The sequence below is a fragment of the Streptomyces sp. NPDC058664 genome, assembly GCF_042716635.1.
Taxonomy (GTDB): Bacteria; Actinomycetota; Actinomycetes; order Streptomycetales; family Streptomycetaceae; genus Streptomyces.
Genome location: NZ_JBHXRW010000009.1, coordinates 159731 through 184039 on the forward strand (window position 1 = coordinate 159731; position 24309 = coordinate 184039).

Below are 24309 nucleotides of genomic sequence, written 5' to 3' on the forward strand. Positions count from 1 at the left end.
CACCGGAGGAACCCATGCCCTGCGCCTCGTGCCGGAGCGCACTGCCGCCCGGCGCCCGGTTCTGCCCGTCCTGCGGCAGCCCGAGCTCCCCCGGACCGGTCATGGCCAAGCCGACCGGCCGCAAAGTGGTGACCGTCCTCTTCTGTGACCTGGTGGGTTCCACGGCACTCTCCGGAGCACTGGACGCGGAGACCCTGCGCTCGGTGACACTCCGCTGGTTCGACCTGATGCGGTCACGGATCGAGGAACAGGGCGGCACCGTCGAGAAGTTCATCGGGGACGCGGTGATGGCCGTCTTCGGCGTGCCGGCCGTGGGGGAGGACGACGCCCGCCGGGCGCTCGCGGCGGCCCTGGCCATGCGGGAGGCGCTCGCCGGGCTCAACGCCCGCCTCGAGCAGGCCGTCGGCGTGCGGCTCGAGATGCGCATCGGGGTCAACACCGGCCAGGCGGTGACGGGTTCGGCGACGCTGCGGCAGGCGATGGTCTCCGGCGAGGTGGTCAACGTCGCCGCGCGCCTGGAACAGAACGCGGGGGCGGGGGAGATCCTCATCGGCCCCGACACCCTGGCGGCCGCCGGGCCGGGCGTCCGGACGACGGAGACGGGCCCGTTGCTGCTGAAGGGCAAGAGCGACCGTGTCGCCGCCCACCGCCTGCTGGGCCTGGACGAGGAGGACGGCCCGGAGGCACTGCGCCGGTTCGACCTCGCGTTCGTCGGAAGGGTGCGTGAACTCGCCCTGCTCGACGAGGCCTTGCGCCGTGTGACGCGGACTCGCCGGGCCGGTCGGGTGGTGGTCGGCGGGGAGGCGGGCCAGGGCAAGACGAGACTGGTACGCGAGTGGCTCCACCGGACGGGGACGACGGAGGGGGCGGCGACGGGGGACACACCAACGACGGCGGACATGGCGGGCACGCCAGCGACGAGGGCCAGGGCAACGACGAGGGCCAGGGCAACGACGAGGGCCAGGCCGGCTCCGACGGCCACCGCTGCCCCGGCAGTCACGGCGACCCCGGCGGTCGGATCCTTCGCAGGAGCCGAGCCGCGCCACGGCGTAGGGCGCTGCCGGGCCCGTGGCGAGCAGCCCAGCCTCGGACCGCTCGCCGACGCCGTGACCGGTCTGCTGAGGACCGCCGGCACCGAGGCCGTACCCTCGCCCGAACTCGATCTGCTTCAACAGGGTCTGCTCCTGGACGGTACGCCCAACCCGTCACCGGCCGACACCTGCGCGGCGCTCGCCAAAGTCCTCGCCGAACTGTCCGCGACGGGACCCGTCGTGCTGGTGATCGACGACTGTCACTGGGCCGCGCAGCCGCTCTTCGACGCCCTCGACCGGCTGCTGCGCGCACTCACCGACGCGGCCGTCCTGGTCGTTCTGCTCACCCGCCCCCCGCTGTTCGACGTACACCCCGAACTGGCCCGGTCCGCCGTACCGCTGGGCGGGCTCTCCGACGCCGAGGCGCAGCTCCTCGCGGCCGAACTGACCGGAGGCACGCCGGGCGACGAGCCGCTCGCCCCCCGGGTCCTGGCGCGGGTCGGCGGGAATCCTCTCCACCTCGAACAGCTGCTGATCGCGGGGAACCCCGTGGACGCGGACAGCGTCCCGCTCCAGCTGCAGGCGCTGATCGGCGCCCGGATCGACGCGCTCGACCCGCCGGAACACCGGGCCCTGGGCCTGGCCTCCGTCCTCGGCGGCGACTTCACCGTCGGCGAACTGACCGCACTCGCCGGGCATCCCGCGGAGTCATGGACCGGGGCCGAGGTCCGGCCCACGCTGCACCGGCTGGTCCTGCACCGTTTGATCAGGCCGGACGGTGAGGCGTTCCGGTTCGCCGGAGGACTGATCCAGGAGGTCGTCTACGCCACCCAGTCCAAGATGGACCGGGCCGACCGGCACGAACGGGCGGCCCGACTGGACTCGGTCCGTGCACGGGGCAGCGCCGCGGTCGGCGCCCATCTGGAACAGGCGTACCGCTACCGGGTCGAGCTGGGCGCCCAGGACCCGCACACCGACGGGCTGCGCCGGCGCGCCGCCGACGCGCTCGCCGAGGCCGGGCGGCTCGCGCTCGCCCACGCCGACCCGGTATGGGCCGCCGACCTGCTGTCCAGGGCCACGGCCCGGTACGCGGCGGGCGAACCGGGGAGCACGGCGACACGCCGGAGGCTCGGCCAGACGCTGCTGGACCTCGGGCGCGGTGCGGAAGGCAGGGCGCTGCTCGAAGAAGTACTGGAAGAAGCACTCGGGGAAGTGCCCGGAGAAGTGCTCGCCGAGGCGCCGGCCGACGGCACGGCCGTGCTGGAGGCCGCGCACGCGCGGCTCGCGCTCGCCTCCGCCGGTCCGTCCGCCGGACGAGCCGAGTCACCCGCCGAAGCGGCGGGCGCCACCCTGCCGGTCTTCGCCGCCGCGGGCGACGACCTCGGCCAGGCCAAGGCCTGTCTGCGGCTCGCCCAGCGCGCCCAGGAGCAGGGCAGGCACGGGACGGCGGAGCGGCTGCTGGCCCGCGCGCTCGGCCACGCGGTACGCGCGGACGCCGAGCCGGAGCGGGCCGCGGCCCTCGGCGCGACCGGGGTCTCGCTCTGGCGCGGCCCCCAACCGGTCACGGACGCCGTGGCCCGCTGCCGTGACCTCCTCGCCGACCAGGGGACCGGCCGCAGGGCCGTCCGCCTGACGCTCAACTGCCCGCTCGCGGTACTCCTCGCCCTCCACGACGACCGTGACGGGGCCCTGAACTGCCTCGCGGAGGCGGAACACCTCGCGAAGCGGCTCGGGTACGCCGAGGCCGGCGCCTTCCTTCCGATCTTCGCCGCGACCGTCGCCGACCTGGCGGGCCGGCCGGAGGAGGCGCTTCTGAGCCTGGAGCGGGCCGCCACCGCGGCGGGGGAACTCGGCGCCACGGCGCTGCGGCGCGGGGCCCTGCTCGACGCCACCCGCGTCCGGCTGGACCTCGGCGACTGGCGCACCGCCCACGGCACCCTCGCCGAACTGGCGGGGGAACGCGCCGAACCGATCCGCCCGCGCGCCGAGTCGGCCGACCTCGACGGCCTGCGCGCCCGGATCGCGGCGGCGCGGGGGCGGTCCGAGGCCGCCATCCGGCTGGCCGCCCGCGCGGTCGCCACCGCCGCCCGCACCGACTCGCCCATCGTCCAGGGCCTCGCCGCCCTCGACCTCGCCCGCACGGCCCTCGTGCTGGGCCGCCCGGCCGATGCGGCCGAGGCGGCGGCCCGCGCCCGCGGGTACTTCGCGGCGAAAGGCCATCTCCCCGCCGTACGCCAGGCTGAGGCAGCGTCCGAGGCGGCCGCCGTACGCCGACCGGAGACCCGTGCCGTACGCCGCACGGAACCCGGTCCCGAGCCCTCACCCCGCCACGACCGCCCGCCGGGGCCGCCGGGACACGGTCCTGGCGTCAGCCGAGCCACAGCCGCAGGAACAGGCACCGACACAGGCACAGGCACCGGCACCGACTCGGACTCCGGAGAGGAGGCACCACGATGACCACCGTGCGGCGACCGGCGCCCGGACTCACCTGGGGGCTGCGCGGACGCGGTCCCGAGGACGTACCCGTGGAGGCCGACGGCCCACCGGACGCACCCGAGGGGGGTCTCGGCCTCCTCGGCGGTACGGGGCACGGCATCCGTGTCTGCGTGGTCGACTCGGGTGTCGAACGGGACCACCCCATGGTCGGCCCGCTCGCCGGATCGTGGCGGGTGGTCAAGGACGACGGCGACGGCGACGGTGTCCGCGTCCGCGTCGAGGAGACGGAGGAGGGGGACGCCTGCGGTCACGGCACCGCCTGCGCCGGGATCATCCGGCGTACCGCGCCGGACTGCGAGCTGACCAGCGTCCGGGTACTGGGCGAGCGTTTCTCCGGCAGCGGGGACGTCCTGCTCGAAGGCATCCGGTGGGCCGTGCGGCAGCGGTTCGACGTGGTGAACCTCAGCCTGTCCACCAGCAGCGACCGCTTCGTGGAGCAGTTGCGCCGACTGGCCGACGAGGCGTACTTCCAGCAGACGGTGATCGTCGCCTCGGCGCACAACACGCACGTGGAGAGCTTTCCCTGGCGCTTCTCGTCGGTGATCTCGGTGGGCAGCCACCAGGAGGACGACCCGGACCTCCACCTCTACAACCCGGAGCCGCCGGTGGAGTTCTTCGCCCCTGGCCAACGGGTCCGGGTGGCGTGGCTCGGCGGTACGTCGATCCGCAGCTCCGGCAACAGCTTCGCCACACCGTTCATCGCGGGGCTGTGCGCACGGATCCTGTCGAGCCGCCCCCGGCTGACGCCGTTCCAGCTGAAGAACGCCCTGTACCTGTCCGCAGCCAATGTCCGTGTCCACGGACGCCGGTAACGACCGGCGCCGGAAGGGAACCCCCATGGCTCAGACGATCACTCCCGTCGCGTCCGCGGCACGCCAACCCGATCCGGCCATGGAGGAACTCCTGCAGTCGGTGGTGGACACGGCGCGCGCCATCTTCGGCGCGCAGGCGAGTTCCATCCTGCTCCTGGAGGCCGCGGCGGACGAGCTCGTCTTCGAGGCCGTCTCCGGGCAGGGGCAGGACTTCCTGGTCGGCCGGCGGTTCCCGGCCGGCCGGGGGATCGCCGGGTGGGTCGCCGCGTCGGGGGAGCCGATGGTGGTCGACGACCTGCACGACAGCACGTCGTTCGACAGGGACATCGCCAAGTCCACCGGCTACGTACCGAACGCGCTGATGGCCGCCCCCCTCATCCACGGGAACCGCGTCCTCGGGGTCCTGGAGGTGCTCGACCCGTCGCCGCAGGCCCGTTCCAGCCTGACGGAACTCGACCTGCTGTGCCTCTTCGCCCGCCAGGCCGCCGTGGCCCTGCACGTCCTCACCACCCACGCGCGACGCCGGGCGGCGGCCCCGGACACCCCCGACGACCCCTCGCGTACCGAGCTCCTGCGTCTCCTCTCGGAAGCCCGCCGCCTCCTCGGAGAGTGAGAGGGCCTGCGGACCGGGCGCGGATCAGGCCGCGGGGCGGCGGGCGTGGAACAGGCGGACGCCCTTCACGGCGTGGACGGCGACGAGGAGCGGGAAGCCAGGACGGAGAACCACCGGGGAACTTCCGGCTCAGGCCTCGGGAGCCGTTCCGGAATCCGGTGGATTCCGCGCCGGGGGGCGAGGCACAATCCGGCGGGGAACCGGGGAGAGGGGAAGCTTGTTTGGACGTGTTCGCGTGTGCCGGGTGCGGTACGGACCTGACGGCGCCGGTGTTCCGGGTCGCCCTCCCCGTCCACACCCACTACGGAGGATGGGAGGAACTCCATCCTCCGCTGATGGAGCCCGGCACGTACGCCGTCGACCCCCGGCCCACCGGACCACCCCGGCGGTTGTGGGAGGAGGTCGGAGCGGAGGCGGCCGCCCGGCAGGGCGTGTACGCCCCGGTGTACTCCGTCTCCTTCGGCGCGCGGAACAGGATCGTCATCGCCCCCGGCGACTCCCGGTCCATGTCCCTGATCCTCGAGAAGTGCGAGGGCTACTGCCGGGGCGTGGACGGCAGGGCCGGTCCCAACCTGGCGTGCGAGGGATGCGGGCAGGCCGTGGCGACCCGCGTCGACGACTGCGGGATGTGGCAGACGGTGTGGCTGGAGCCCGACGCGGTCGAGCGCCGCCCCTCGGGGCTCCCGGCCGGGCCGCCTGCCGGGGCGCCTGTCGACTGGGGCGACCTGGAGCGCGCCGAGCACCGCGTCCCGCCCGTCGAACCCGACGGGTCGTGGAACCGTCGCTGGGAGGCTGCGCTCGGAGTCGCGCTGGCCCACCTCGTGGCGGCCACCGAGGGCCACCCCGTGGCCCTCCCCGCCGGACCCGTCGCCGACCTGCTCGGCGACACTGTCGGCCGGTACCTTCCCGCCGGACCCGACACCCGGACCCTGGGGCTGGCCGGCCCCGGGATCGGCACGCCCCGGCCCCGCCCCGACGTCCTCCTCGTCCCCCGCCACCCCCTCACGGGCGCGCCCTGGCGTCCGCCCGGCGACGAGGGGGCTGTGGTGCCGCTGGACAGCGGGGCCTGGGCGTACCTCGCCCTCCCGGGCGAGACCTCACCCATGCCCGCGACCGGAGTGCTCCCGGAAGGTGTCCTGCGCGACGACTACCCCCTGCCGCCACACCCCTGGTACCCGCTGAGGCCCCACCCCGACGCTTTCGACGGCACCCTGGTCGGGCTCCCCGCCGTACGCGGCCCCCGACTGCGCGGGTATCGCGACGCGCACCGCTGAGGCCCCGGGCCGAAGTTCCTCGTGGATTCCCTGCCTCGATCGATTGATCGATCGGCGGTCCGGTCCGCTTCCGGCCCGGGGCACCGGGCCGTTTCCTTCGGGTCGTCTCCCTGGTACTGCAACGGTCTTTGACCGGATGGTTTTGCGGTTTCGGGTGGTGTGTGGCCGCGTCGTTCGTAGTGGCTGACGCGTGCCTGGTGTTGTCGTCGGCGTCGCCAGTTCGACCGGTGCGGGACGTGGTCGAAGGGTGTGGGTCGGCGGCGGGTGAGGCGGTGGACCAAGCGTCGGAGTTCAAGAAGGCCGAGGGGGACGAGTGGTCCAGGGTGGTGTCGGCGGGGCAGCAGGCGATGTAGGAGGAGATCTCCTCGGGCCGGCTCACGCCGCGGCGGGCGATCACCCAGTGCCGGCGGTCCTCTCGGTGCCAGGGCCGGACCTCGACCCTGGCCCAGTCGAAGACCCGGGGGCCGTGAGCCCCGTTTCCGCGACGCTCCACCACGTAGTCCCGAACGTCGTCCAGGACCTCGTCCGCGTCCCATTCGATCCGGTTCAGCAGCCGGTGGATCCGGTCCGGACCCGCATGACCGGCCTCCTCGGCCGGCGTCCAGCCGTTCTTCCGCTCCAGCGGAGCTATCAGCCCTCGCATATACGCCAGCGCCGGCTCACGCGGCTCCGACCTGGCAAAACGGTGCACGAACCGCTCGTGCAAAGACTTCAGTTCACCCGCCCACACCCGGGCCTCAGCAAGTTCCCCGCCCATACACACACCAACCACCGTCCTGGCCCCCAGTCACGACAAACACCGTTGCAGTACGAGACGTCATCTCATGTGGTGAGGTGTCGTCGGATGAACGGTGCCGTTCCCAGGACGAGTACGGCGAAGACGGTCAGTCGTTGAAGGCCAGGCTGAGCGGCGAAGCAGCTGTGCTGGATGCCGTAGACCGCGTACCAGTTGGCGGCGAGGTCGGTCGCCATGATGGCGCAGGCGAGGTCGGTTCCTCGGCGTTCGCCCCTGATCAGGAGCACAGCCGCGAGCGTGTCGAAGAGCGCCAGCGACGACCAGTAGAGGTTGAGCCAGCTCGGTGCCCAGGCGTAGGGGTGCAGACCGTTGCTGAGAAGGTCGGCTACATGCGCGGAAGCACCGACGAAGAGCAGCACGGCCGCGATCACGCAGACCGATATGACCGCCCAGCGCGGGGTGTGGCGCATCCATCCGATCACGCTGTGGATCGTCCCATTTCCGGGCGCTGCCCGTCAGGCCGTCAGCCTGCGATAGCAGATGAGGGCGGCTGTGATCCCGGCGAAGGCCAGGAAGTTCTCGGCCTTGCGCTCGTAGCGGCAGTGCAGGCGGCGGAATCCGCACATCACGTTGCGGCAAGCCTTGGAATACTTCTCAGTATGGGAGAGTCAGTCGAGATCGTGCCTTACGACCCTGCTTGGCCAGCCATGTTCGCCAAATGGGGCACGTGCCTACGTGTCGCCCTCGGTGATGCTGCGGCTCGTATCGACCACATCGGGTCCACCTCGGTGCCAGGATTGGCGGCCAAGCCGGTGATTGACATCCAGATCTCAGTGGCATCGCTGGAAGCGACGGATGCATTCCTGCGCCCGCTGACAGAGATGGGGCTCGTGTACCGGGCGGACAATCCCGAACGGACCAAACGATACTTCCGGGAACCTCCAGGTCAGCGCCGGGCCCACGTGCACGTGCGGCAACTGGGCAGTTTCTCACAGCAGTTCCCCCTACTGTTTCGCGACTACCTCCGGTGCCACACGGCCGTCGCGAACGAGTACGCGGCAGCCAAGAAGCACTGCGCAGCCGAATTCCGCAACGACCGTCCCGGCTACGTCCAAGCAAAAGATGCCTTCGTATGGGACATCATCCGACGCGCTGACGTCTGGGCCCAGCACACCGGCTGGGCTCCCGGCCCCAGTGACGCCTGATCAAGCCCTCCGATCACAGTCGAAGCCAAGGCCGTCGGAGTCACGAGACAACCCTTACGGCAGAAGTCACCCCATTTGGCGAGTGGAGTCTGCGGTAGCGGATCAGGGCGCAGGCGATGCTGGTGAAGGCGAGGAAGTGCTCGGCCTTGCGTTCGTAGCGTCGGTGAAGTCGTCGGCAGCCGGCGAGCCAGGACATGGTTCGCTCGATGGTCCATCGGTGTCGCCGGTCGCGGCGTGGACGGATCGGGAGTATGCCCTTCACCAGCGGGATCAGGGCCTGGCTGTCGTGGAGGTTGGCGTCGGAGATCCCGACGGAGATGGGCAGACCGGTCCGCTCGGTGATCAGATGGATCTTCGACCCGTACGTGCCCCGGTCGACAGGATTCGGACCCGTCAGCTCCCCCTTTTCATCGCCCGCACGCTGACCGGGTCGATGGCGCACCTCGACCGGTCCAGCTCGCCCCGAGAGCCGAGCTCGTCGAGGACCAGGTGGTGCAACTTGGCCCGCCCCCTGGCTTTCGACCACTCGGCGAACCGGCGGTGAGCCGTGGCCCCGGACGGTCCGAACGACGCGGCAGGCAGCTGCTGCCAGGTGTATTTGGAGGTGGCTACGAACACGATCGCGGCCAGCACCTCACGGTCGCCATGCCGACGCCGGCCACCGCCCTGGGGTCGCGATGGAGCCTCCGGCACCAGCCGCTCAACAATCCCCACCACGGGCCCACAGCCTACCGATTCAACCAAATGAGATGGCTTCTTACTGATCGTTTCAGAATGCGGTTCGTAGGCGGCGTAGGCATATGAGGCTGCAGGCCAGTTCGAGCAGGCCTTGGTGGAGGTCAGCGCGTCGTTCGTAGCGGGTGCGGAGCCGTTTGAACTGGTGGAGCCGGGCGAAGGTGCGCTCGACCACCCAGCGCACCTCGCCCAGTCCGGAGCCGTGGGCGACGCCGCGTCGGGCGATCAGGGGCTTGATGCCGCGCTTCCACAGCAGGCGGCGGTACTTGTCGAAGTCATAGCCCCGGTCGGCGTACAGGCGACGGGGCTTGCGGCGAGGACGTCCCCGCGGACCCCGGATCGACGGGACGGCGTCGAGTAGTGGCAGGAGCTGGGTGAGGTCATGGCGGTTCCCGCCGGTGAGGGTGACCGCGGGTGGGGGGCCGTGGCGGTCGACGATCAGGTGGTGCTTGGAGCCGGGGCGGGCGCGGTCGACTGGTGAGGGGCCGACGTGATCCCCCTTTGAGAGCCCGGACGCGCGATCCGTCGACGGAGCAGTCGTCCAGGTCCAGCAGGTCGGCGCGGCGCAGCTCGGCCAGCAGGGCGGCGTGCAGGCGTGGCCAGACGCCGGCCTCGTTCCAGTCCCGCAGCCGGCGCCAGGCCGTCACACCGGAGCAGCCCACCGTCTCCGCGGGAGCATCACGCCACGCGACACCGGTCCGCAGCACGAACATGACGCCGGCGAGGGCCACTCGGTCGGGAACGCGCAGCCGCCCGGGGTGGCGATGGCGCCGTTCGGGAGCAGGTGGCAGCAGCGGAGCCACCCGCTCCCACAGATCGTCAGGAACAAGATCAGCACGCACCCCGGACACCTTGCTGACCAAGATCGCCGAGCGCAAGACCCGCGTCTCAACGCATTCTGAAGCGCTCGGTTAGAAGAGCTCGACCACGATGGCGACGCTCACTGCGGTGACGGCCAGCCCGACGAGAAGGATGACCAGGGAGAAGGAGGTGAGCCACACCTTGCGGAGCCATGAGTGCACGAAGGTCGATATGTCGGGACGCCCCGGGCGGTAGGCGACCTGGACGGTCGGGGCAGTGCTCTTCCCGAGCAGGTCGATGCGGCTGTGGGTCGCGCCCTGCACGTCGGTGTACACGTAGCTCACGCCGTCGCGCTTCGCCTCGACGGTGATGCCGTGCCGGGGCAGGTACCAGACGTCGTACATCCCCTTCACCGATACGGCGCCGAACACGGTGATCCCCACGCCGAACGGGGTGACCAAGAGGAATAGGACCGCTAGCTCCATCGGCCCCAGGAGCGCGATGACCACGGCCATCGCGACGATCAGAAGGCCGGCAGTCCACGCCCAGAACGTGAATTTGCGGAACCACGCGTCCTCGTCGGACTCCGTCAGCGTGCTCACGGTGACAAGGACCGATCCGTCAGCGGCCTCCGCGGACTCGTCCGCGCGCTCGGGCAGGCTCGCGTTGACCGCGTCGGCGAACATCGTGGCCGCCGCCTCGCTCACGCCCCCGACCCGATGGACGGCCGGGGTCGATCCGCGTGGGGCCTTGAGCTCCACGGCGACGGCACGGCCCTCCGTCCGGACCGTCCGAACGGCCTGGAGCGGAATCCGCGTCTCCTGGCGGCCCCGGGTCAACACGAGATCGTCGTCCTCGGCTTGGAGGACGACTCCGCCGGAGCCGCGCAAGACGGGTATGGGTGAGGTGATCGACATGGGCGTGATCGTAGAGGGCGGCCATCCGATCATCCAGGGCTGCTACGGCGTCAGGACCCCGTTCAGCAAGCGCTCGACGGTCTCGCCCCAGGCCTGGGGAGTGGAGGAGGTGCCCGGGCCGTCGGGGATCTCCGCGTATGCGTCGTGGGACAGGACGCAGGCCGTCCTCTCCGCACGAACGACGCGCCGACCTCCACCAGGGACTGCTCGAACCGGCCTGCGGCCATATGCGCCTCCGCCGCCTAAGAAGCGCATTCTGAAACGATCAGTTAGGCCCGTCCGACGGATCGTGCCGGGCGGCCCACCGGCGTCGAACCGCGGTAGTGACCCACCGGGCAAGGAGCTGTGGGGCAGGTTGAGCCCGTCCTTAAATGCCTCGACATCGGGCGCGGTGATCGGGGACGCTTCGCCCGATGACAAGAATGGACGACACGCCGCCCGCGTGGGACGAGCGCACCCAGCTCACCACGTTTCTCGACTACACACGTGACACCGCCCGCGCCAAATGTGATGGCGTCTCGGTGGAGAACGCCCGCAAGGCCCTCCTGCCGGGCTCACCGCTGATGACCATGAGCGGAGTGATCAACCACCTCCGCTGGGTCGAGTACTACTGGTTCCAGGTCGTCTTCCTCGGAGAGGAGGACCAGGGCCCCTGGACCGATGAGGACCCCGACCGCGAGATGCGCATCGCCGTTGACTTCCCGCTCACGCAGTTGCTCGACGAATACGCGGAACAGAGCGCCCGCCACCGCGAACTGGTCGCCGGGAACGACCTGGGCAAGCAGGCCCAGCGAGCCACCCGCCACGGTCTCCACGTCGACCTGCGCTGGATCCTTCTCCACCTCACCGAGGAGACAGCCCGCCACAACGGCCACCTGGACATCCTGCGCGAGATGCTCGACGGCACGACCGGCGGCTAGGGCGTGTCCGCGAACCAGGAGCGGCCCTGGGCCCAGTGGGTCGCCCAGCCCGCGAAGCCGGGCATGCCGGGCATCAGGGCGTCGGGCGACTGGGGACCGAAGGGAATAGCGCCCTCGCCTGCGATCTGCCAGACGTGACCACGCTGCGGACCGGTGACGATCAAGTGCCAGTACATGCCGCATCCGTCGGTGCCCAGCAGCAGCGAGCCGTGGTCGAACACGCGGCCCGTCCGAGCCTCGAACTCCTGCTCCGACAGCGCCGTCTCGTCGTCCTCCGCCTCCCACAGCCATGCCTCCGTGAGAGGGAAGGGTTCGGCGAGCAGGCGCTCGGGGCGGTCCGAGCCCCAGTCCGGGGGCGTCTGCGCGAGGGGCAGCAGACCGTAGAAGGGCGGTCCGGCGCGCAGTCCGTCGCAGACCTCCGCCACGAACGTACGGTACGGCTCCGGGAGCACGATGCCGTGGTCCGCCTCGAAGGACCGCACCGCCTCCCAGCCGGCCGGCGGCGCCGCCCCGGGGCGGGACGCGAAGATCTCGCGGAGGGCGGCCGATTCGGCCGGGTCGCATGTTTCCGTGTTCATGCCGGAATCATGGCAACAGCCACTGACAGCCGGGCGTCCCGTTGTCGTAGGCGTCTGCTGAAATGCGAGCATGACCGTTCTCGACGTCGCACGGCGGCTTCCCGACATCCCGACTCTGCGTGACCGGTGCCGCGCCATGGGCATGACGGAGGCGATCCTCGCGCCCGACAGCCCGTACCGACGCCATGGCTTCGACGCCCACTGGTCCCGGGGCGCGAACTCGGCTGGATGGACAACGGTGCCGGCGACGCGTACTCCGTCGTCTTCTCGCCCGAGGGCGTGTACATCCGCGGCTTCGATCACGAGTCGCCCATGAGCCCCTTCGTGGACGCTGACGAGAACGTCTGGCCAGGAGTCCTGGACGCGGTGCCGGAGGTGTTCCGGTCCTGCGTCGAGGAGCCGTCCTTCGTCGAGGACGGGATTCGGTGTGTGACGGCCTGCCTGTGGCGCGAGACGGACGACGACCGGTGGCGAACGGGGCGGATCGAGTACGACGGCGGTGGCAGCGACCCCGACGGGGCGTCGTACCTGTTCTCCTTCCTCATGGACGGCGATCCCGAGAACTACGCCGACTGGGCCAGGAGTTACTACGACACCCCGGTGGACGTCGACGCCGTACGCCACATCTACGCCATGCGCCCGCTGACCCCGGACGTGGTGGTGGCGCTCAACCCCGACGTGACGCCCGAACAGCTGGCGGCCGAGATCACGGCCGTCGGCTATCCGGGGCCCGTCCCGGTCCCGACCCGCCCGGACCACCGGTGACCCGCGGCCCCGAGGCCGGCCTGCCGCGGCTCGCCGCCACGCTCACCGCCCGCCTCGGCCACGACATCCACGTCCACGGGGGTGACACGGACCCCCGACTCGTCTGGACGGACGGCCCGACCGTCCCACAGGTCCGGCGGGCCGCCGCAGCGACGGCGTCGCGACAGCTCCCGTGCCTGCGACGGCTCTCCGAGGGTGCCGTCGCCCTCGGAGCCGTACGCATCGCCATGACCGGGACACCCGACGGCCGGGCCCGCCCCGGGATCACCCCGTCGACCGTCGAGGAGTTCTGGTACGAGACGCCCCTGCCGTCACCTGCGACGGACCGTGAGCGGGCCCTCGTGTACGCGGTGGGCTACCAGGTGCGCGACGACCACCACCGCAACACCGCCCCGCCCGCCGAGATCTGCGCCCTCGTCGCCTCGGGCCTCGCCCCCTTGGCGCGCCGCGCGGGCGTCCCCCTGACCCCCGTCGAAACCCTCACCGCCCAGTACGCCTCGGGCCCCGCCCGCCACGCCTGGCACCACGCCCTGACCCCGATGCCCGCCCTGGACGCCGTGCTCGCCGTCCGGGCGGACCCACGTGCCGGACCCGAGCACATCACCGCGGCGCTCGCCCTCGCCCCCGTACTCGGCGATCCGGACTACCCTCCGGGAGACCGAACGCCCCGCGAACGAGACGAAGAACGAAGGAACCGTCTTCATGAGCAGCATGAACGTCCGGCACCCCGAGACCCATCCTGACCCGACAGACATCAGCCGCGGCGAAGGCCGCCTCGCCCTCGTGATCGCCGAATCCGCTGTCACGGCAGCGTTGTCGGCGTGCTGGCTGCTGCTTGCCCTGGCGATGTACATGGAGTCGTACGACCTCGACCCCAGCGCCCCGGGACAGCCGTACGGCCAGGGAGACCTCGCCCTGCTCGCGGTCGGCTGCCTCGCCTCCATCGGGGTCACCTGGCTTCTCAGGGCCACCCGGAAGCCCGGCGTGCGCCTGGCCGTCGACGGCCTCGTCGCCCTGCGGCTGCTCGTCGTCCTGGTCCTTACGGGGTTCCTCACCGCAGACCTCCTCAACGGCTGAGGACAAAGCCCGTGGCCGACACCTGTCCCGGCGGCGGGCGGACCGCCTCAGCGGGCCGGGCCGGGTGTGCGCCGTAGCCACCGGCGGCGGTGGGGGCGGGGATGTACCGCGCGGCCCATGCGCCGCCCGACGAGCAGATAGCCGATCAGCGCGCCGGTGGTGTTGAGGAGGACGTCGTCGATGTCGAAGGCGCGGCCGGTGATGAGGGCGCCCTGGATCAGTTCGACGATCAGCATCGTCACCACCGTGAGCAGGCTGACGCGCACCAGACCGCGCGTCCTGCGCGACAGGAGCGGCAGGAGGATGCCGAACGGCACGCCGAGCGCGACGTTCCCGCCGAGCTGCTTCACCGTGTCCACGAAGCCCGGCTGCTGGAGGTAGGCGCGGATCGAGCTGCCGGGCGAAAGGTTGCTGTGCGTGAGGGACACGGACGCGGGTGACGCGTTCAGGGTGAGTCGGGCCAGGACGATCGCGAACGCCACCATGCCCGCGAGCCCCACCAGTGCCACCAGCGCCCTGACCGGCCGGCCCGGTCTGCGCCGTCCGCCCTCCTGCCCGGTCCCCGGCGGCGCGGCTCCGGGCGGCGTGACCCGTGCTTCGTCGTCCTGTTCCGGCACCTCGCCACCGACGACCTTGCTCGCGCCCCGGTCGCGTCGCCACATCTTCATGCTCGTCCCCCCTGTCGCAGGTCTTCCCGGAGGACTTCGACTACCCGGGCATCCGCCCGGCAATCCGCGGCCGGGCGCCCGGCGGCCCGGCGCCGGTCACAGCAGCCGCACCTGCCACAACCGCGCTTCAACGGAGGGCAGTTCGGGCTCGATGCGAATGGCCCCGCGTGCGACGGGCAGCAGACTTCCATGCGACGCGACGGAGATGACCGAGACGACCGGGACGGCCGGGACGATGCGGAGAACAGACCCTCGCGCGAGAGGCGGCGACGCGGACGCGGGGCCCGGAAGTGGCCCGCCGTCGTCGCCGTCCTCCTCGCGCTGTCCCTGGTACTGCTCCTCCTGGGGCGGTTCTTCCAACTGCCGTCCCTGGGCGACCTGTTCGGAACCGAGACCCACGACCGGTCCGGCCCCGCCGTCCTGAAGTCCATCCAGGACATGAACCGCCACGAAGGCGCCGTCGGCACCTACCAGGTCGTGGTGGACCTGGAGAAGGACGCCCGGTTCCTGCCCGACGCGATCCGGGGCACCCGCACCCTGTACGTGGCCACCGGCAACGTCAGCGCGTACGTCGACCTCGCCGGCCTCGGACGCGACGCCGTCACCATCGACGACCGGCGCACCACGGCCACGCTCCGCCTGCCGCACGCGCGGCTCGCCGAACCCTCGCTGAACCCCGAGCGGTCCTACGCCGTCTCGAAGCAACGAGGCCTCCTCGACCGGCTCGGCGACCTCTTCTCCGACAATCCCGCCAGTGAACACGCCGTCCACACCCTCGCCGCCCGGCACATCGGCGAGGCCGCCCGGGAGAGCGATCTCACCACCCGCGCCGAACGCAACACCACCAGCATGCTCCAAGGGCTGCTCCACGCCCTCGGCTTCGAGCGGGTCACCGTCACCTACACCTGAGCGGAGCCCGGCCGGCCCGCCCCGGGCCGGTCGATCCGGTAGACGTAGTGCAGGCGGTCGTCGATCGGGTTGTCCGGCTCGAGCTCGCCCTCGGCGACCCGCACCAGACCCGCCTTCTCCAGCGCCCGCCACGACGCCCGGTTCGCCGCCACCACCGGAACGACGACCGACGGGGTACGCGGATGGTCGCGCCACGTGCGCTCGATCATGGCGCGGATGACGCGGGGGCCGACGCCCAGGCCGGTGCGTGCCGGATCGCCGATCAGATAGTCGACGCTGGCCGCTTCCGCCGGGACCTCCAGCACCGCCGCCAGCTCGTCCCGGTACTCCGGGTAGTCACCCCAGAGGCACCGCTGGACCAGCCCCACCGGTACGCCGTCCAGCAGGGCGATCCAGTCCTCCGAGGGTTCCTCGCCCCGGGCGGCCGGGCCGAAGTCGCGGGCCACGGCCTCCGCGTCCGTCTCGTGGTTCCACCAGCGCGCCACGTGCGGCTGGGACAGCCACCGCGCGAGCAGGGGAAAGTCGTCCTCGGTGACTCGACGCCAGGTGATGATCACGGTGACTCCTCCGGCCTTCCTTCGGCCTTCCTTTTTCCGGCTTTCGCTCAGTGACCGAGACGGGCATCGGGAGCGGTGGGCCTGCCCAGGTACAGGACGGGGCCGGGATCGGGCACCGACAGCGGCTCGAACCCGAGACGGTCGTAGAACGCCCGGGCCGTGGTGTTCGCCCGCACCATGCACAGGTGCACGGCCGGGACGCCCCGGGAGTGCAGCGTCCGCAGAAGGGCGCTCATCAGGGCACGTCCGTAGCCGCGGCCCTGCCACGGGGGCAGCAGGTCGATGTGGAGGTGCGCGGGATACGCGGCCAGCTCCTCGTGGACCATCCGCTCCGGTGAGTGCAGGAGGCCGGTCATCTCCTCGGCCGGTGTGACGGGCGCCGAGGCGGACGCCGGGTGGCGCGCGGCCACCCCGGGCAGCCACTCGGCGCGGAACCGCCCGGCGAACTCGGCGGTGTCCGGCACTCCGAGGACGTACCCGACCGCACGGCCGGCGCCGTCGTCCAGGACGAAGGCGAACTCCGGCTCCAGCTCGACGTACGGGTAGGCGAAGATCGACGGCATCAGCTCGGGATCGGGGTACAGCGCGGAAGAGTCCCGGCCCTCGTGTGCCGTCCTGACGCAGATGTTCCCGAGGTCGGCGCGGTCCGACGGGCGGTAGCGGCGTACGAACGGTTCTGTCTCCACCCGCACCATGATCCTGGCAGCGGATCGCGCCCGCACCGGGTTTCTCTCTCCTCAGCCGTGATCCGTGCGCTCCGGTCCCGGTGGTTCAGGTGAGGGTCTGGACCGCGTAGAGGGCGCCGAGTCCGGCGGCGAGCGCGCCGAGCAGAAGACGCAGGGCCCTTTCGGGAAGGCGCGGTTGGAGGCGGGCGCCGAGGTATCCGCCGACGAGCCCGCCCACCCCGCACGCGAGACCCAGCCACCAGTCAGGGGCGACGTCGCCGGAGCTCGCGAGGGACAGCACCGCGTACGCGGCGGCGCCGACGACGGAGGTGACGAACGTCGAGGCGAGCGCCGCCGGAGCGACCAGCGCCATCGGCAGGCCCCGGGCGGCGAGAACAGGGCCGAGGAGGGAACCGCCGCCGATCCCGTAGATCCCGCCGACCACTCCCACCGCGAGCGCGAGCGCGGTGAGGGCGGCGGGGGAGGGCTCCGCCGCGGCCTCCGCCCGGTCGGGGGCCGGGCGGAGGGTACGAAGACAGAGCCACAGCCCGAGCGGAAGGAGCAGGGCGGCGATCAGCATCCTGAAGACACCGGGTCCGGGGAGGGCGAAGACGCGGACGGCGGCGCCCACCACGACACCCGGGAGCGTCCCGGCCACCAGACGCCTCGCCAGGCGGCCGCGCAGAGCGCCGGTCCGGCGGTGGCGCCACAGGGCGCCGGGCCCGGCGACCACGTTGAAGAGCAGGTTCGTCGGGGTGACGGCCGGGCTCGGAACCCCGAGGACACTCAGGTGCACCGGCAGGAGGAACACCGCTCCCGACACCCCGACCGGGGCGGTCACGATCGAGATCAGCAGGCCGGCGACCAGCCCCGCCCCCACCGTCCACTCCACGCCGCTCCCGCTCGTCCGTCGTCCCGGTGCAGTATCGGTGACGATCGGCCGTCCGGCCGGTCCGGCAACAGGATGTTCATGGGGCGCGTCGCCCGTCGAGACACGAACGCCCCGGCCCCCGGCCGAAAGAACCCCGCGTCCGGCCGCTCGGTCCGCCCGGCCACTCAGCCACCCGGTCCGCTCGGTCCACCCGGCCGCTCGGTCCCCCGGTCCGCTCAGTCCACCCGGATCCCCAGGACGCACGCGTCGTCCTCGTGCCCCGCGAGCTGCTCGTCGGCCAGCAGCGTGTCGATCACCTGCCGGGGCGTCGCCGGAGACGACGCCGCGACCACGCGGGCCAGCCGGTCGATGCCCACGGTCACGTCCTCGTCCCTGCGCTCGACCATGCCGTCGGTGTAGAGCACCAGCAGGTCGCCCGGGAGGAGCGGTGTCGACGACGTCTCGTACGCGTATCCCGGCAGTGCGCCGAGGAGCGGGCCGCGCTGCTCGGCGCTCAGCGGCTCGGCGCGGCCGTCGCGGAGGAGCAGCGGCGCGGGGTGCCCGGCGTCGGCCCAGTGCAGGACCTTGTCCTCGTCGAGGTGGCCGGCCACCATCGTGGCCGTATGCCCCGCCGGGTCGCTGCACACCAGCTCGTTCAGCCAGGTCGTGATCTCCCCGGCGGACGCGCCCGTCTGCGCCAGGCCGGCCAGCGCGTGCCGCTGCTGTGCCATCCGCGCCACGGCGTCCAGGCCGTGCCCCGACGCGTCGCCGATCGCCACGAGCACCCGGCCGTCCGGCAGCAGCCGGCACTTGTACCAGTCGCCGCCGACCGCCGCGTCGGGCTCGGCCGGCCGGTAGGAGGCCGCCACGGTCAGCCCGACCGCCGCCAGCGCCTCCGAGTGGGTGGGGAGGATCGCCTCGCGCAGCGCGTCCGCGACCCTCCGTTCCGCTTCCGTCTGCCGCCGCAGCCGGTCCGACTCCCGCTCCGTCTCGGCGAGCCGCCGTCGGCTGCGGATCTGTGGTGTGAGGTCGCGGGCCACCAGGTTGAGTGCCCAGGCCCTGCCGTCCGTCCCGGTGACCGGCCGCCCGAGGAGGTCGAGCGTACGGATCTCGCCCAGGACGACGAAGCGGATCCGGGTCCAGGCGGGTTCCTCGCCCGCCAGGACCGAGGTGAGGAACTCGGCGAGCGCCGTCAGATCGTCCGGCAGCAGCGCGTCGCACAGCTGCTCCAGCGTCCACGGCATGCGCACGTCGGCGTGGAAGATCCGGCTGAGCCCCTCCGACCACGTGATCTTCCCGGAGAGCAGGTCCCAGTTCCCCCACCCCATCGACGCCAGGAACTGCGCGTCGATGGTCAGCAGCTCGGCCTGGCTCTGCACGGGCTGCCACGTCGCCAGCACCTGCTCGCCGCAGCGGGCCGCCGAGTACAGCAGCGGGGCCCGGTGGATCCGGCCGAGCCGCTGTTCGGTGTAGTCCACCACCCGTCCGTGCAGGGGCTTGCCGGTGTCCATCACTTCCGCCAGCGCGGTCAGCAGGCCCGAGTGCGCCGCGCCCGGACGCGCCTCCAGGAACCGCTGGCCCACCTGGTGGTCCGGCTGTTCCAGCCAGTCGGCCGAGCGGACCCGGTTGCCGGCCACGATCCGGAAGTCAAGGACGGCGCCCGCCTCGTCCCACGCCGGTTCGAGCAGCACGGCCGACGCGGGGATCGCGGCGAGCACCGAGCAGACCCCGCTGCCGCCGGGCTCATGGGTACTGCACAGACACGGAGACGCCCCGTCCGCCTCCGCGGACGGCGGGAGCACCGCCAGGGACCGCAGAGGGGATGTCAGTTCCGTACCGGCCGATCCGCCCGGTGGGCGCTCCGCGGTCCTGCGTACGGACGCGCGCAAGGCGGAGACCTCGCGGCTGATCACGTCCTTGAGGGCGTCGACGCTGTCGGGCAGGGGGAAACTCATTCGACCGCCTCCGCGAACCACACGACACGCCGCTCGCCTCGGGGTACCGGCGGCATGTCGCCCGGCTCCGCTGACCACTCGACTGTTGGTGGCGGCCCGTCGGACGCCGGGTCCCGGCCGCCACGAGGCGGGTGCCCGCCGCTCTTCCGTTCATGCGCGGACGGCCGTGCCGGTCACCCGGTCACGTCGAGTCACCCGGATCGCGTCACCCCATCGGAAACGACGGTGTGGTGGTTGCCTCTTGGCGTGCGTCGGGGCGCGCCATACTGGAGGTGTGCTCCGGTCACCGTCGTGCGTCGGCGCCCTGCGGGAGCGAGCCGGGGAGTCCCTGCTCCACCGGGTCGCGGGCCCCGAGGCGCACCGGAAGCGTGATCGCATCCACGGCACGCCCGGCCCGCGCTGGTTCGGCCCCGACCGCCCCGTCCGGGTCGTGCACGGGGACGCGTCGATGTACGTCGGCGGTCTCGCCGCCCTCCTGCTCCAGTCGCTGCACCCGACCGCGATGGCGGCGGTCGCGGCCCACTCGGGCTTCCAGGGGGACCCGTGGGGGCGGCTCCAGCGGACCAGCACGTTCCTGGCCGTCACGACGTTCGGGACCAGCGAGGACGCGGAGCGGGCGGTGGCCCGCGTACGGGAGGTGCACGCCCGCGTCCGCGGCACGACGTCCGAGGGCGTGCCGTACCGCGCCTCGGATCCCCACCTCCTCGGCTGGGTGCACGTCGCCGAGACGGAGTGCTTCCTCAGGGCGCACCAACGGTACGGGCGGGCTCCGCTGGACCCCGCCGACGAGGACGGGTACGTGGCCGACATGGCCGAGGTGGCGCGGCGCCTGGGCGCGGAGCGCCCGCCCGGGACCCGCGCCGGACTCACGGCCCGGCTGGCCGAGTACCGGCCCGAACTGCGCGCCACCCCCGAGTCCCGGTCGGCGGCGCGCTTCCTGCTGTCGGAACCGCCGCTGCCCGCGCTCGCCAGACTGCCCTACGGGTTCCTGGCGGCCGCGGCGGTCGAGCTGCTGCCCGGCTGGGCACGGGCGGCCCTGGACCCGCCGGTCGCCACACGGCTCACGCTGCCGCTGGCCCGCCCGGGAGGCCACGCGGTCACCGCCGCCCTCCGCTGGGTGATCACGGCCACGCCGCCCCCGCCCTCGCCCGCGTGACCGGGGGAGCGAGGGGGGCGGCCTCCTCGCACCGCCGTATCGCGCGTGGTGAGCGTGTCGTACGCGGGTAGAGTTGTGGACCGGGAGTGCGGCGTACCGCCGCCTCCCGATGCCGTGTCGGGGCCGATGGCGCCCCCGGCGAAGATCCGACGCCTGCGGGAGAGAAGCGTGCGCGAGCCGATGCCGCCCGGCGCTGCCGCCTGTCCGCCGTGACGCTTCGCCCCGGGAGCTGAGCCGGTCACGCCGACCGCGGACCCTCGCTCGACCCCGTCTCCGCCCATGTCTCCCGGCTCCGCCGCACCTCCTCGGAGCACCCGCTTCCGGCCCCGCCGCGCACCCTCGGGGCCATCCGCCTCCGGCCCCGCCGCGGACCCTCGGGGTCATCCCCTCCCGGCCCCGCCCCCAGGGGCATCCGCTTCCGGCCCCGCCCCTGGGGGGCCGTCCGCGGGGCGCCGCCCGGCTCCTCCGCTTCCCCGCACGCCCCCGGTCCCCGACCCGGGGCGTGCCCGAGTTCGACAGGTCTCCGTCCTTTGTCCTCTCCCGCCTCCGCCGTGTCCCCGGCCGCGTACCTGCGCGGTCTGAAGCCCGACTGGCTGCGCGATCCGAAGGTCTGGCGCACCGAGGTGCTGGCCGGTCTGGTGGTCGGGCTCGCGCTGATCCCCGAGGCGATCTCGTTCTCGATCATCGCCGGGGTCGACCCGGCGGTCGGTCTGTTCGCCTCCTTCACCATGGCCGTCGTCCTCTCCGTCGTCGGCGGACGGCGTGCGATGATCTCCGCCGCCACCGGAGCCGTCGCCCTGGTGATCGCCCCGCTGAACCGGGAGCACGGTTTCGGCCACCTGGTCGCCGCGGTCATCCTCGCCGGGGTCTTCCAGGTCCTCCTCGGCGCGCTGGGGGTGGCGAAGCTCATGCGGTTCATTCCGCGCTCGGTGATGGTCGGCTTCGTCAACTCCCTCGCGATCCTGGTCTTCGTGGCGCAGATCCCCGAGCTGTGGAACGTGCCGTGGGCCGTGTACCCGCTGTTCATCGGCGGTCTCGTCCTCATGGTGTTCTTCCCGAGGGTCACGACCGTGGTCCCGGCGCCGCTCGTCTCGGTCGTCGTCCTCACCCTGGTCACCGTCGCGGCCGGGATCGCCGTTCCGACCGTCGGCGACAAGGGGGCCCTGCCGTCCTCCCTGCCGGTACCGGGCCTGCCCGACGTGCCGTTCACCCTGGACACCCTGACCACCATCGCCCCGTACGCCTTCGCCATGGCGCTCGTCGGCCTGATGGAGTCGCTGATGACCGCGAAGCTCGTCGACGACATCACCGACACCCACTCGAACAAGACCCGTGAGTCCGTCGGGCAGGGCGTCGCCAACATCGTCACCGGCTTCTTCGGCGGCATGGGCGGCTGCGCCATGATCGGCCAGACGATGATCAACGTGAAGGTCTCCGGCGCCCGCACCCGCCTCTCCACGTTCCTGGCCGGCGTGTTCCTGCTGGTGCTGTGCGTCGTGTTCGGCCCGGTCGTCTCCGACATCCCGATGGCCGCCCTGGTCGCCGTCATGATCATGGTGACGTTCGCGACCTTCGACTGGCACTCCGTCGCCCCGAAGACGCTCAGGCGGATGCCCGCCGGGGAGATCGCCGTCATGGTGATCACCGTCGTGTGCGTGGTGGCCACCCACAACCTCGCCGTCGGCGTCGTCGTCGGCTCCCTCACCGCCATGGTCGTCTTCGCCAGGCGCGTCGCCCGCGTCGCCGAGGTCACCGCCGTGACCGACCCCGACGGCACCACGGCTCGTTACCGGGTCACCGGCGAGCTGTTCTTCGCCTCCTCCAACGACATCGTCGGGCGGTTCGACTACGCGGGTGACCCGGACAAGGTCGTGATCGACCTCTCCGCCGCCCACATCTGGGACGCCTCCTCCGTCGCCGCCCTGGACGCCGTCGAGACCAAGTACGCCCAGCGCGGCAAGACCGTCGAGATCACCGGCCTCAACCACCCCAGCGCGGACCTCCACAGCAGGCTCACCGGCGAACTGACCGGCCACTGACGGGCCCGACGGCGCTCGGCCGGCAGGGCGGGGGCCCGCCCTCCTCCCTCCCCGCCCCGAGTGGTCCCGCCGATGGGGAAGGGGGACGCTGGAACCAAGGGCGTCCGGGTGCCGAGGGCGTGCCGAACGGAACGCCTGCCCGGTCGCGAAAGGCCGCGCCATGCGCATGCTGCTGAAGGTTCAGATGGACACGCAGGCCTCCAACGAGGCCATCAGGCAGGGCAACCTGCAGAAGCTGATGGAGACCGCGATGAGCGAGCTCCGCCCCGAGGCCGCCTACTTCGGCACCGAGAACGGCTGCCGCACGGCGTACCTGTTCATCGACCTGGCCGATCCCTCCCAGATGCCGAAGTTCTCGGAGCCCTTCTTCCTGGAGCTGGGCGCCAGGATCTCGTACACGCCGGTCATGAACCAGGAGGACCTGCGCAAGGGCCTCGGCGCGCTCTCGGCCGGGAAGTGAGCCGGGGGAGTGAGGACGTCCGAGCGCGCGTGCGCACGTGACGCCGCCGGAGGTCACCCGGCGGGGTGACCGGCACTGTCCGTGTGTCCCGCCTGGCTGGAGAACTTGTTCAGGAAGACGTCGTACCGGCCGTCGGAGCGCTGCGTGAGCGTCGCGCCGTCCTGCCAGATCCCGTTCTCCGCCCACCACTGGGAGCCGGCCGGATCGCCCTGGTTCTGGTGGATGTTGTGCATCCCGAGGTCCTTCTCGGGATCGTCCTCGAAGGGTTCGCCGAAGACGAGGACGCGTCGGCCCGGTACGAGCATCGGCTCCAGGGCGTCGGCCGCGTCGACGTTGGAGCCCGCGTGCCAGGGCCGTGAGCCGAGCAGGTCGAGGAGGTCCTGCAGCCAGGACGGCGGGCGGCGCTGGAACAGGAGGCCGGCGCGGTCCACCAGTTCCGGGTGGCGCAGGTAGTCGAGGGCGCCGGACTCCGGCGTGGAGGCGAGGTCGTGGTAGCCCGGGGCGAGGGCCGTGGCCGCCCCGACCAGGCCGGCGTCCAGGGTGAAGGTCTTCCACTGGACCCCCACGTTGGACTTGTGGCTGTCGACGTCGATGGCGCAGTGGTAGCGCCCCTCGGGCGCGTCCACCTCCAGGTTGACGTGGAACCAGCGGCCCTGGCTGTCCGGCTGGTCGCGGTAGTGGCCGTGGAGGGTTCCCGCGAGCACGCCGTAGCTTGCGAAAGGCATGGCGCAAGTGAAGCACCCGCCACCACGTCGGGCATGTCGGAGGTGACGTTCCGTACGCGGCCCGCAGCCGTGCCCGCCGGTCCGCTGACCTCGGGAAACGCAGGTGAACCGCACCGCCGGCCCCTGATATATTCGTACCCGTCGCCACCGCGGATGATCGTCCTCCGGAGCGACGCACACCTGTCCAAGTGGCGGAATGGCAGACGCGCTAGCTTGAGGTGCTAGTGCCCTTTATCGGGCGTGGGGGTTCAAGTCCCCCCTTGGACACGGATGTACCGTCGAAGTGGGGGGGGGGGGGGGTACGCGGCCACCCCCCACACTGTGTTGGGGACCAACACAACCGG

General features: G+C 72.1%; 23 protein-coding genes, 1 tRNA gene and 3 pseudogenes. 14 read left to right on the forward strand and 13 right to left on the reverse strand.

The window, feature by feature from the left end:
* Positions 1 to 14 precede the first annotated feature (14 nt).
* The 4 genes from ACFWUY_RS10420 to ACFWUY_RS10435 all read left to right on the forward strand — a co-directional run bounded on the left by ACFWUY_RS10420 (position 15) and on the right by ACFWUY_RS10435 (position 6226).
* Complete coding sequence (locus ACFWUY_RS10420; protein WP_384104962.1) at positions 15 to 3488, forward strand: adenylate/guanylate cyclase domain-containing protein; 3474 nt, start codon at positions 15 to 17, stop codon at positions 3486 to 3488.
* Positions 3485 to 4339 (forward strand): S8 family serine peptidase, encoded by an 855-nt coding sequence (locus tag ACFWUY_RS10425; protein WP_384104965.1) that lies wholly within the window; start codon positions 3485 to 3487, stop codon positions 4337 to 4339. Before ACFWUY_RS10420 ends, ACFWUY_RS10425 begins: the two co-directional genes overlap by 4 nt.
* Before the next feature lie 25 nt (positions 4340 to 4364).
* Positions 4365 to 4952 carry a GAF domain-containing protein gene (locus ACFWUY_RS10430; RefSeq protein WP_384104968.1) on the forward strand — a complete coding sequence of 196 codons (588 nt, stop codon included), beginning with the start codon at positions 4365 to 4367 and terminating at the stop codon, positions 4950 to 4952.
* A gap of 221 nt (positions 4953 to 5173) precedes the next feature.
* The gene (locus ACFWUY_RS10435) at positions 5174 to 6226 is read left to right on the forward strand and encodes a hypothetical protein (protein WP_384104971.1); all 1053 of its coding nucleotides are present in this window, start codon (positions 5174 to 5176) and stop codon (positions 6224 to 6226) included.
* Between the two features lie 316 nt (positions 6227 to 6542).
* Here the strand turns inward: ACFWUY_RS10435 and ACFWUY_RS10440 are convergent.
* The 3 genes and pseudogenes from ACFWUY_RS10440 to ACFWUY_RS10450 all read right to left on the reverse strand — a co-directional run.
* Positions 6543 to 6983, reverse strand: a pseudogene (locus ACFWUY_RS10440) (IS701 family transposase); the annotation flags it as partial.
* 65 nt (positions 6984 to 7048) lie between these two features.
* Positions 7049 to 7444, reverse strand: coding sequence for a hypothetical protein (locus ACFWUY_RS10445; RefSeq protein WP_384104974.1), 396 nt, complete (start codon positions 7442 to 7444; stop codon positions 7049 to 7051).
* 33 nt (positions 7445 to 7477) lie between these two features.
* A pseudogene (locus ACFWUY_RS10450) lies at positions 7478 to 7588 on the reverse strand (IS5/IS1182 family transposase); the annotation flags it as partial.
* A gap of 33 nt (positions 7589 to 7621) precedes the next feature.
* Here ACFWUY_RS10450 and ACFWUY_RS10455 point away from each other — a divergent pair.
* Entirely contained in the window at positions 7622 to 8167 is a 546-nt protein-coding gene (locus ACFWUY_RS10455) for a GrpB family protein (RefSeq protein WP_384104977.1), read from the forward strand.
* A gap of 40 nt (positions 8168 to 8207) precedes the next feature.
* Here ACFWUY_RS10455 and ACFWUY_RS10460 read toward each other — a convergent pair.
* The 3 genes and pseudogenes from ACFWUY_RS10460 to ACFWUY_RS10470 form a co-directional block, all read right to left on the reverse strand.
* A pseudogene (locus ACFWUY_RS10460) lies at positions 8208 to 8911 on the reverse strand (transposase).
* A 25-nt stretch (positions 8912 to 8936) separates the two neighbouring features.
* Positions 8937 to 9744 (reverse strand): IS5 family transposase gene (locus ACFWUY_RS10465; RefSeq protein WP_384104980.1). Its coding sequence is split into 2 segments (ribosomal slippage): positions 8937 to 9390 and positions 9389 to 9744, totalling 810 coding nucleotides; the frame shifts between segments, so codons are not numbered across the junction.
* 69 nt (positions 9745 to 9813) lie between these two features.
* Complete coding sequence (locus ACFWUY_RS10470) at positions 9814 to 10620, reverse strand: hypothetical protein (protein ID WP_384104983.1); 807 nt, start codon at positions 10618 to 10620, stop codon at positions 9814 to 9816.
* 413 nt (positions 10621 to 11033) lie between these two features.
* Here ACFWUY_RS10470 and ACFWUY_RS10475 point away from each other — a divergent pair, with 413 nt between their 5' ends.
* The gene (locus ACFWUY_RS10475; RefSeq protein ID WP_384104986.1) at positions 11034 to 11540 is read left to right on the forward strand and encodes a DinB family protein; all 507 of its coding nucleotides are present in this window, start codon (positions 11034 to 11036) and stop codon (positions 11538 to 11540) included.
* On the opposite strand, the gene ACFWUY_RS10480 is transcribed toward ACFWUY_RS10475, so the two are convergent.
* Positions 11537 to 12118 carry an SMI1/KNR4 family protein gene (locus ACFWUY_RS10480; protein ID WP_384104988.1) on the reverse strand — a complete coding sequence of 194 codons (582 nt, stop codon included), beginning with the start codon at positions 12116 to 12118 and terminating at the stop codon, positions 11537 to 11539. The two genes, ACFWUY_RS10475 and ACFWUY_RS10480, sit on opposite strands and share 4 nt — an antisense overlap.
* A gap of 228 nt (positions 12119 to 12346) precedes the next feature.
* Here ACFWUY_RS10480 and ACFWUY_RS10485 point away from each other — a divergent pair, with 228 nt between their 5' ends.
* Genes ACFWUY_RS10485 through ACFWUY_RS10495 form a run of 3 tightly spaced genes read left to right on the forward strand, consistent with a single transcriptional unit; the run spans position 12347 to position 13960 of the window.
* A complete protein-coding gene (locus ACFWUY_RS10485; RefSeq protein ID WP_384104992.1) occupies positions 12347 to 12883 on the forward strand; it encodes a hypothetical protein in 537 nt (178 codons plus the stop codon).
* Positions 12880 to 13626: a hypothetical protein gene (locus ACFWUY_RS10490; RefSeq protein ID WP_384104994.1), complete on the forward strand. Its 747-nt coding sequence runs from the start codon at positions 12880 to 12882 to the stop codon at positions 13624 to 13626. The genes ACFWUY_RS10485 and ACFWUY_RS10490 overlap by 4 nt, the downstream gene beginning before the upstream one ends.
* Complete coding sequence (locus tag ACFWUY_RS10495; protein ID WP_384104997.1) at positions 13586 to 13960, forward strand: hypothetical protein; 375 nt, start codon at positions 13586 to 13588, stop codon at positions 13958 to 13960. The genes ACFWUY_RS10490 and ACFWUY_RS10495 overlap by 41 nt, the downstream gene beginning before the upstream one ends.
* Before the next feature lie 47 nt (positions 13961 to 14007).
* On the opposite strand, the gene ACFWUY_RS10500 is transcribed toward ACFWUY_RS10495, so the two are convergent.
* Positions 14008 to 14628 carry a VanZ family protein gene (locus ACFWUY_RS10500; protein WP_384105000.1) on the reverse strand — a complete coding sequence of 207 codons (621 nt, stop codon included), beginning with the start codon at positions 14626 to 14628 and terminating at the stop codon, positions 14008 to 14010.
* A 189-nt stretch (positions 14629 to 14817) separates the two neighbouring features.
* Between ACFWUY_RS10500 and ACFWUY_RS10505 the strand changes: the two genes are divergently transcribed.
* On the forward strand, positions 14818 to 15537 hold the full coding sequence (locus tag ACFWUY_RS10505; RefSeq protein ID WP_384105002.1) for a DUF4230 domain-containing protein: 720 nt from the start codon (positions 14818 to 14820) through the stop codon (positions 15535 to 15537).
* Here the strand turns inward: ACFWUY_RS10505 and ACFWUY_RS10510 are convergent.
* From ACFWUY_RS10510 to ACFWUY_RS10525, 4 genes are all read right to left on the reverse strand, one after another.
* The gene (locus ACFWUY_RS10510; RefSeq protein WP_384105005.1) at positions 15528 to 16094 is read right to left on the reverse strand and encodes a GNAT family N-acetyltransferase; all 567 of its coding nucleotides are present in this window, start codon (positions 16092 to 16094) and stop codon (positions 15528 to 15530) included. The genes ACFWUY_RS10505 and ACFWUY_RS10510 overlap by 10 nt on opposite strands.
* Positions 16095 to 16141: 47 nt before the next feature.
* Positions 16142 to 16780 carry a GNAT family N-acetyltransferase gene (locus ACFWUY_RS10515; protein WP_384105008.1) on the reverse strand — a complete coding sequence of 213 codons (639 nt, stop codon included), beginning with the start codon at positions 16778 to 16780 and terminating at the stop codon, positions 16142 to 16144.
* A gap of 85 nt (positions 16781 to 16865) precedes the next feature.
* Positions 16866 to 17651, reverse strand: coding sequence for a TSUP family transporter (locus ACFWUY_RS10520; protein ID WP_384105010.1), 786 nt, complete (start codon positions 17649 to 17651; stop codon positions 16866 to 16868).
* Between the two features lie 215 nt (positions 17652 to 17866).
* Positions 17867 to 19585: a PP2C family protein-serine/threonine phosphatase gene (locus tag ACFWUY_RS10525; protein ID WP_384105013.1), complete on the reverse strand. Its 1719-nt coding sequence runs from the start codon at positions 19583 to 19585 to the stop codon at positions 17867 to 17869.
* Positions 19586 to 19859: 274 nt separating this feature from the next.
* Here ACFWUY_RS10525 and ACFWUY_RS10530 point away from each other — a divergent pair, with 274 nt between their 5' ends.
* The 3 genes from ACFWUY_RS10530 (at position 19860) to ACFWUY_RS10540 (ending at position 23240) form a co-directional block, all read left to right on the forward strand.
* On the forward strand, positions 19860 to 20741 hold the full coding sequence (locus ACFWUY_RS10530; protein WP_384105016.1) for an oxygenase MpaB family protein: 882 nt from the start codon (positions 19860 to 19862) through the stop codon (positions 20739 to 20741).
* Between the two features lie 551 nt (positions 20742 to 21292).
* Positions 21293 to 22780: a SulP family inorganic anion transporter gene (locus ACFWUY_RS10535; protein WP_384105049.1), complete on the forward strand. Its 1488-nt coding sequence runs from the start codon at positions 21293 to 21295 to the stop codon at positions 22778 to 22780.
* Positions 22781 to 22940: 160 nt separating this feature from the next.
* On the forward strand, positions 22941 to 23240 hold the full coding sequence (locus tag ACFWUY_RS10540; protein WP_384105019.1) for a hypothetical protein: 300 nt from the start codon (positions 22941 to 22943) through the stop codon (positions 23238 to 23240).
* A 53-nt stretch (positions 23241 to 23293) separates the two neighbouring features.
* Here ACFWUY_RS10540 and ACFWUY_RS10545 read toward each other — a convergent pair whose 3' ends face one another.
* The gene (locus tag ACFWUY_RS10545) at positions 23294 to 23965 is read right to left on the reverse strand and encodes a DUF2278 family protein (protein ID WP_384105022.1); all 672 of its coding nucleotides are present in this window, start codon (positions 23963 to 23965) and stop codon (positions 23294 to 23296) included.
* 182 nt (positions 23966 to 24147) lie between these two features.
* On the opposite strand from ACFWUY_RS10545, the gene ACFWUY_RS10550 reads away from it, so the two are divergent.
* Positions 24148 to 24232, forward strand: a tRNA-Leu gene (locus ACFWUY_RS10550).
* Positions 24233 to 24309: the final 77 nt, after the last annotated feature.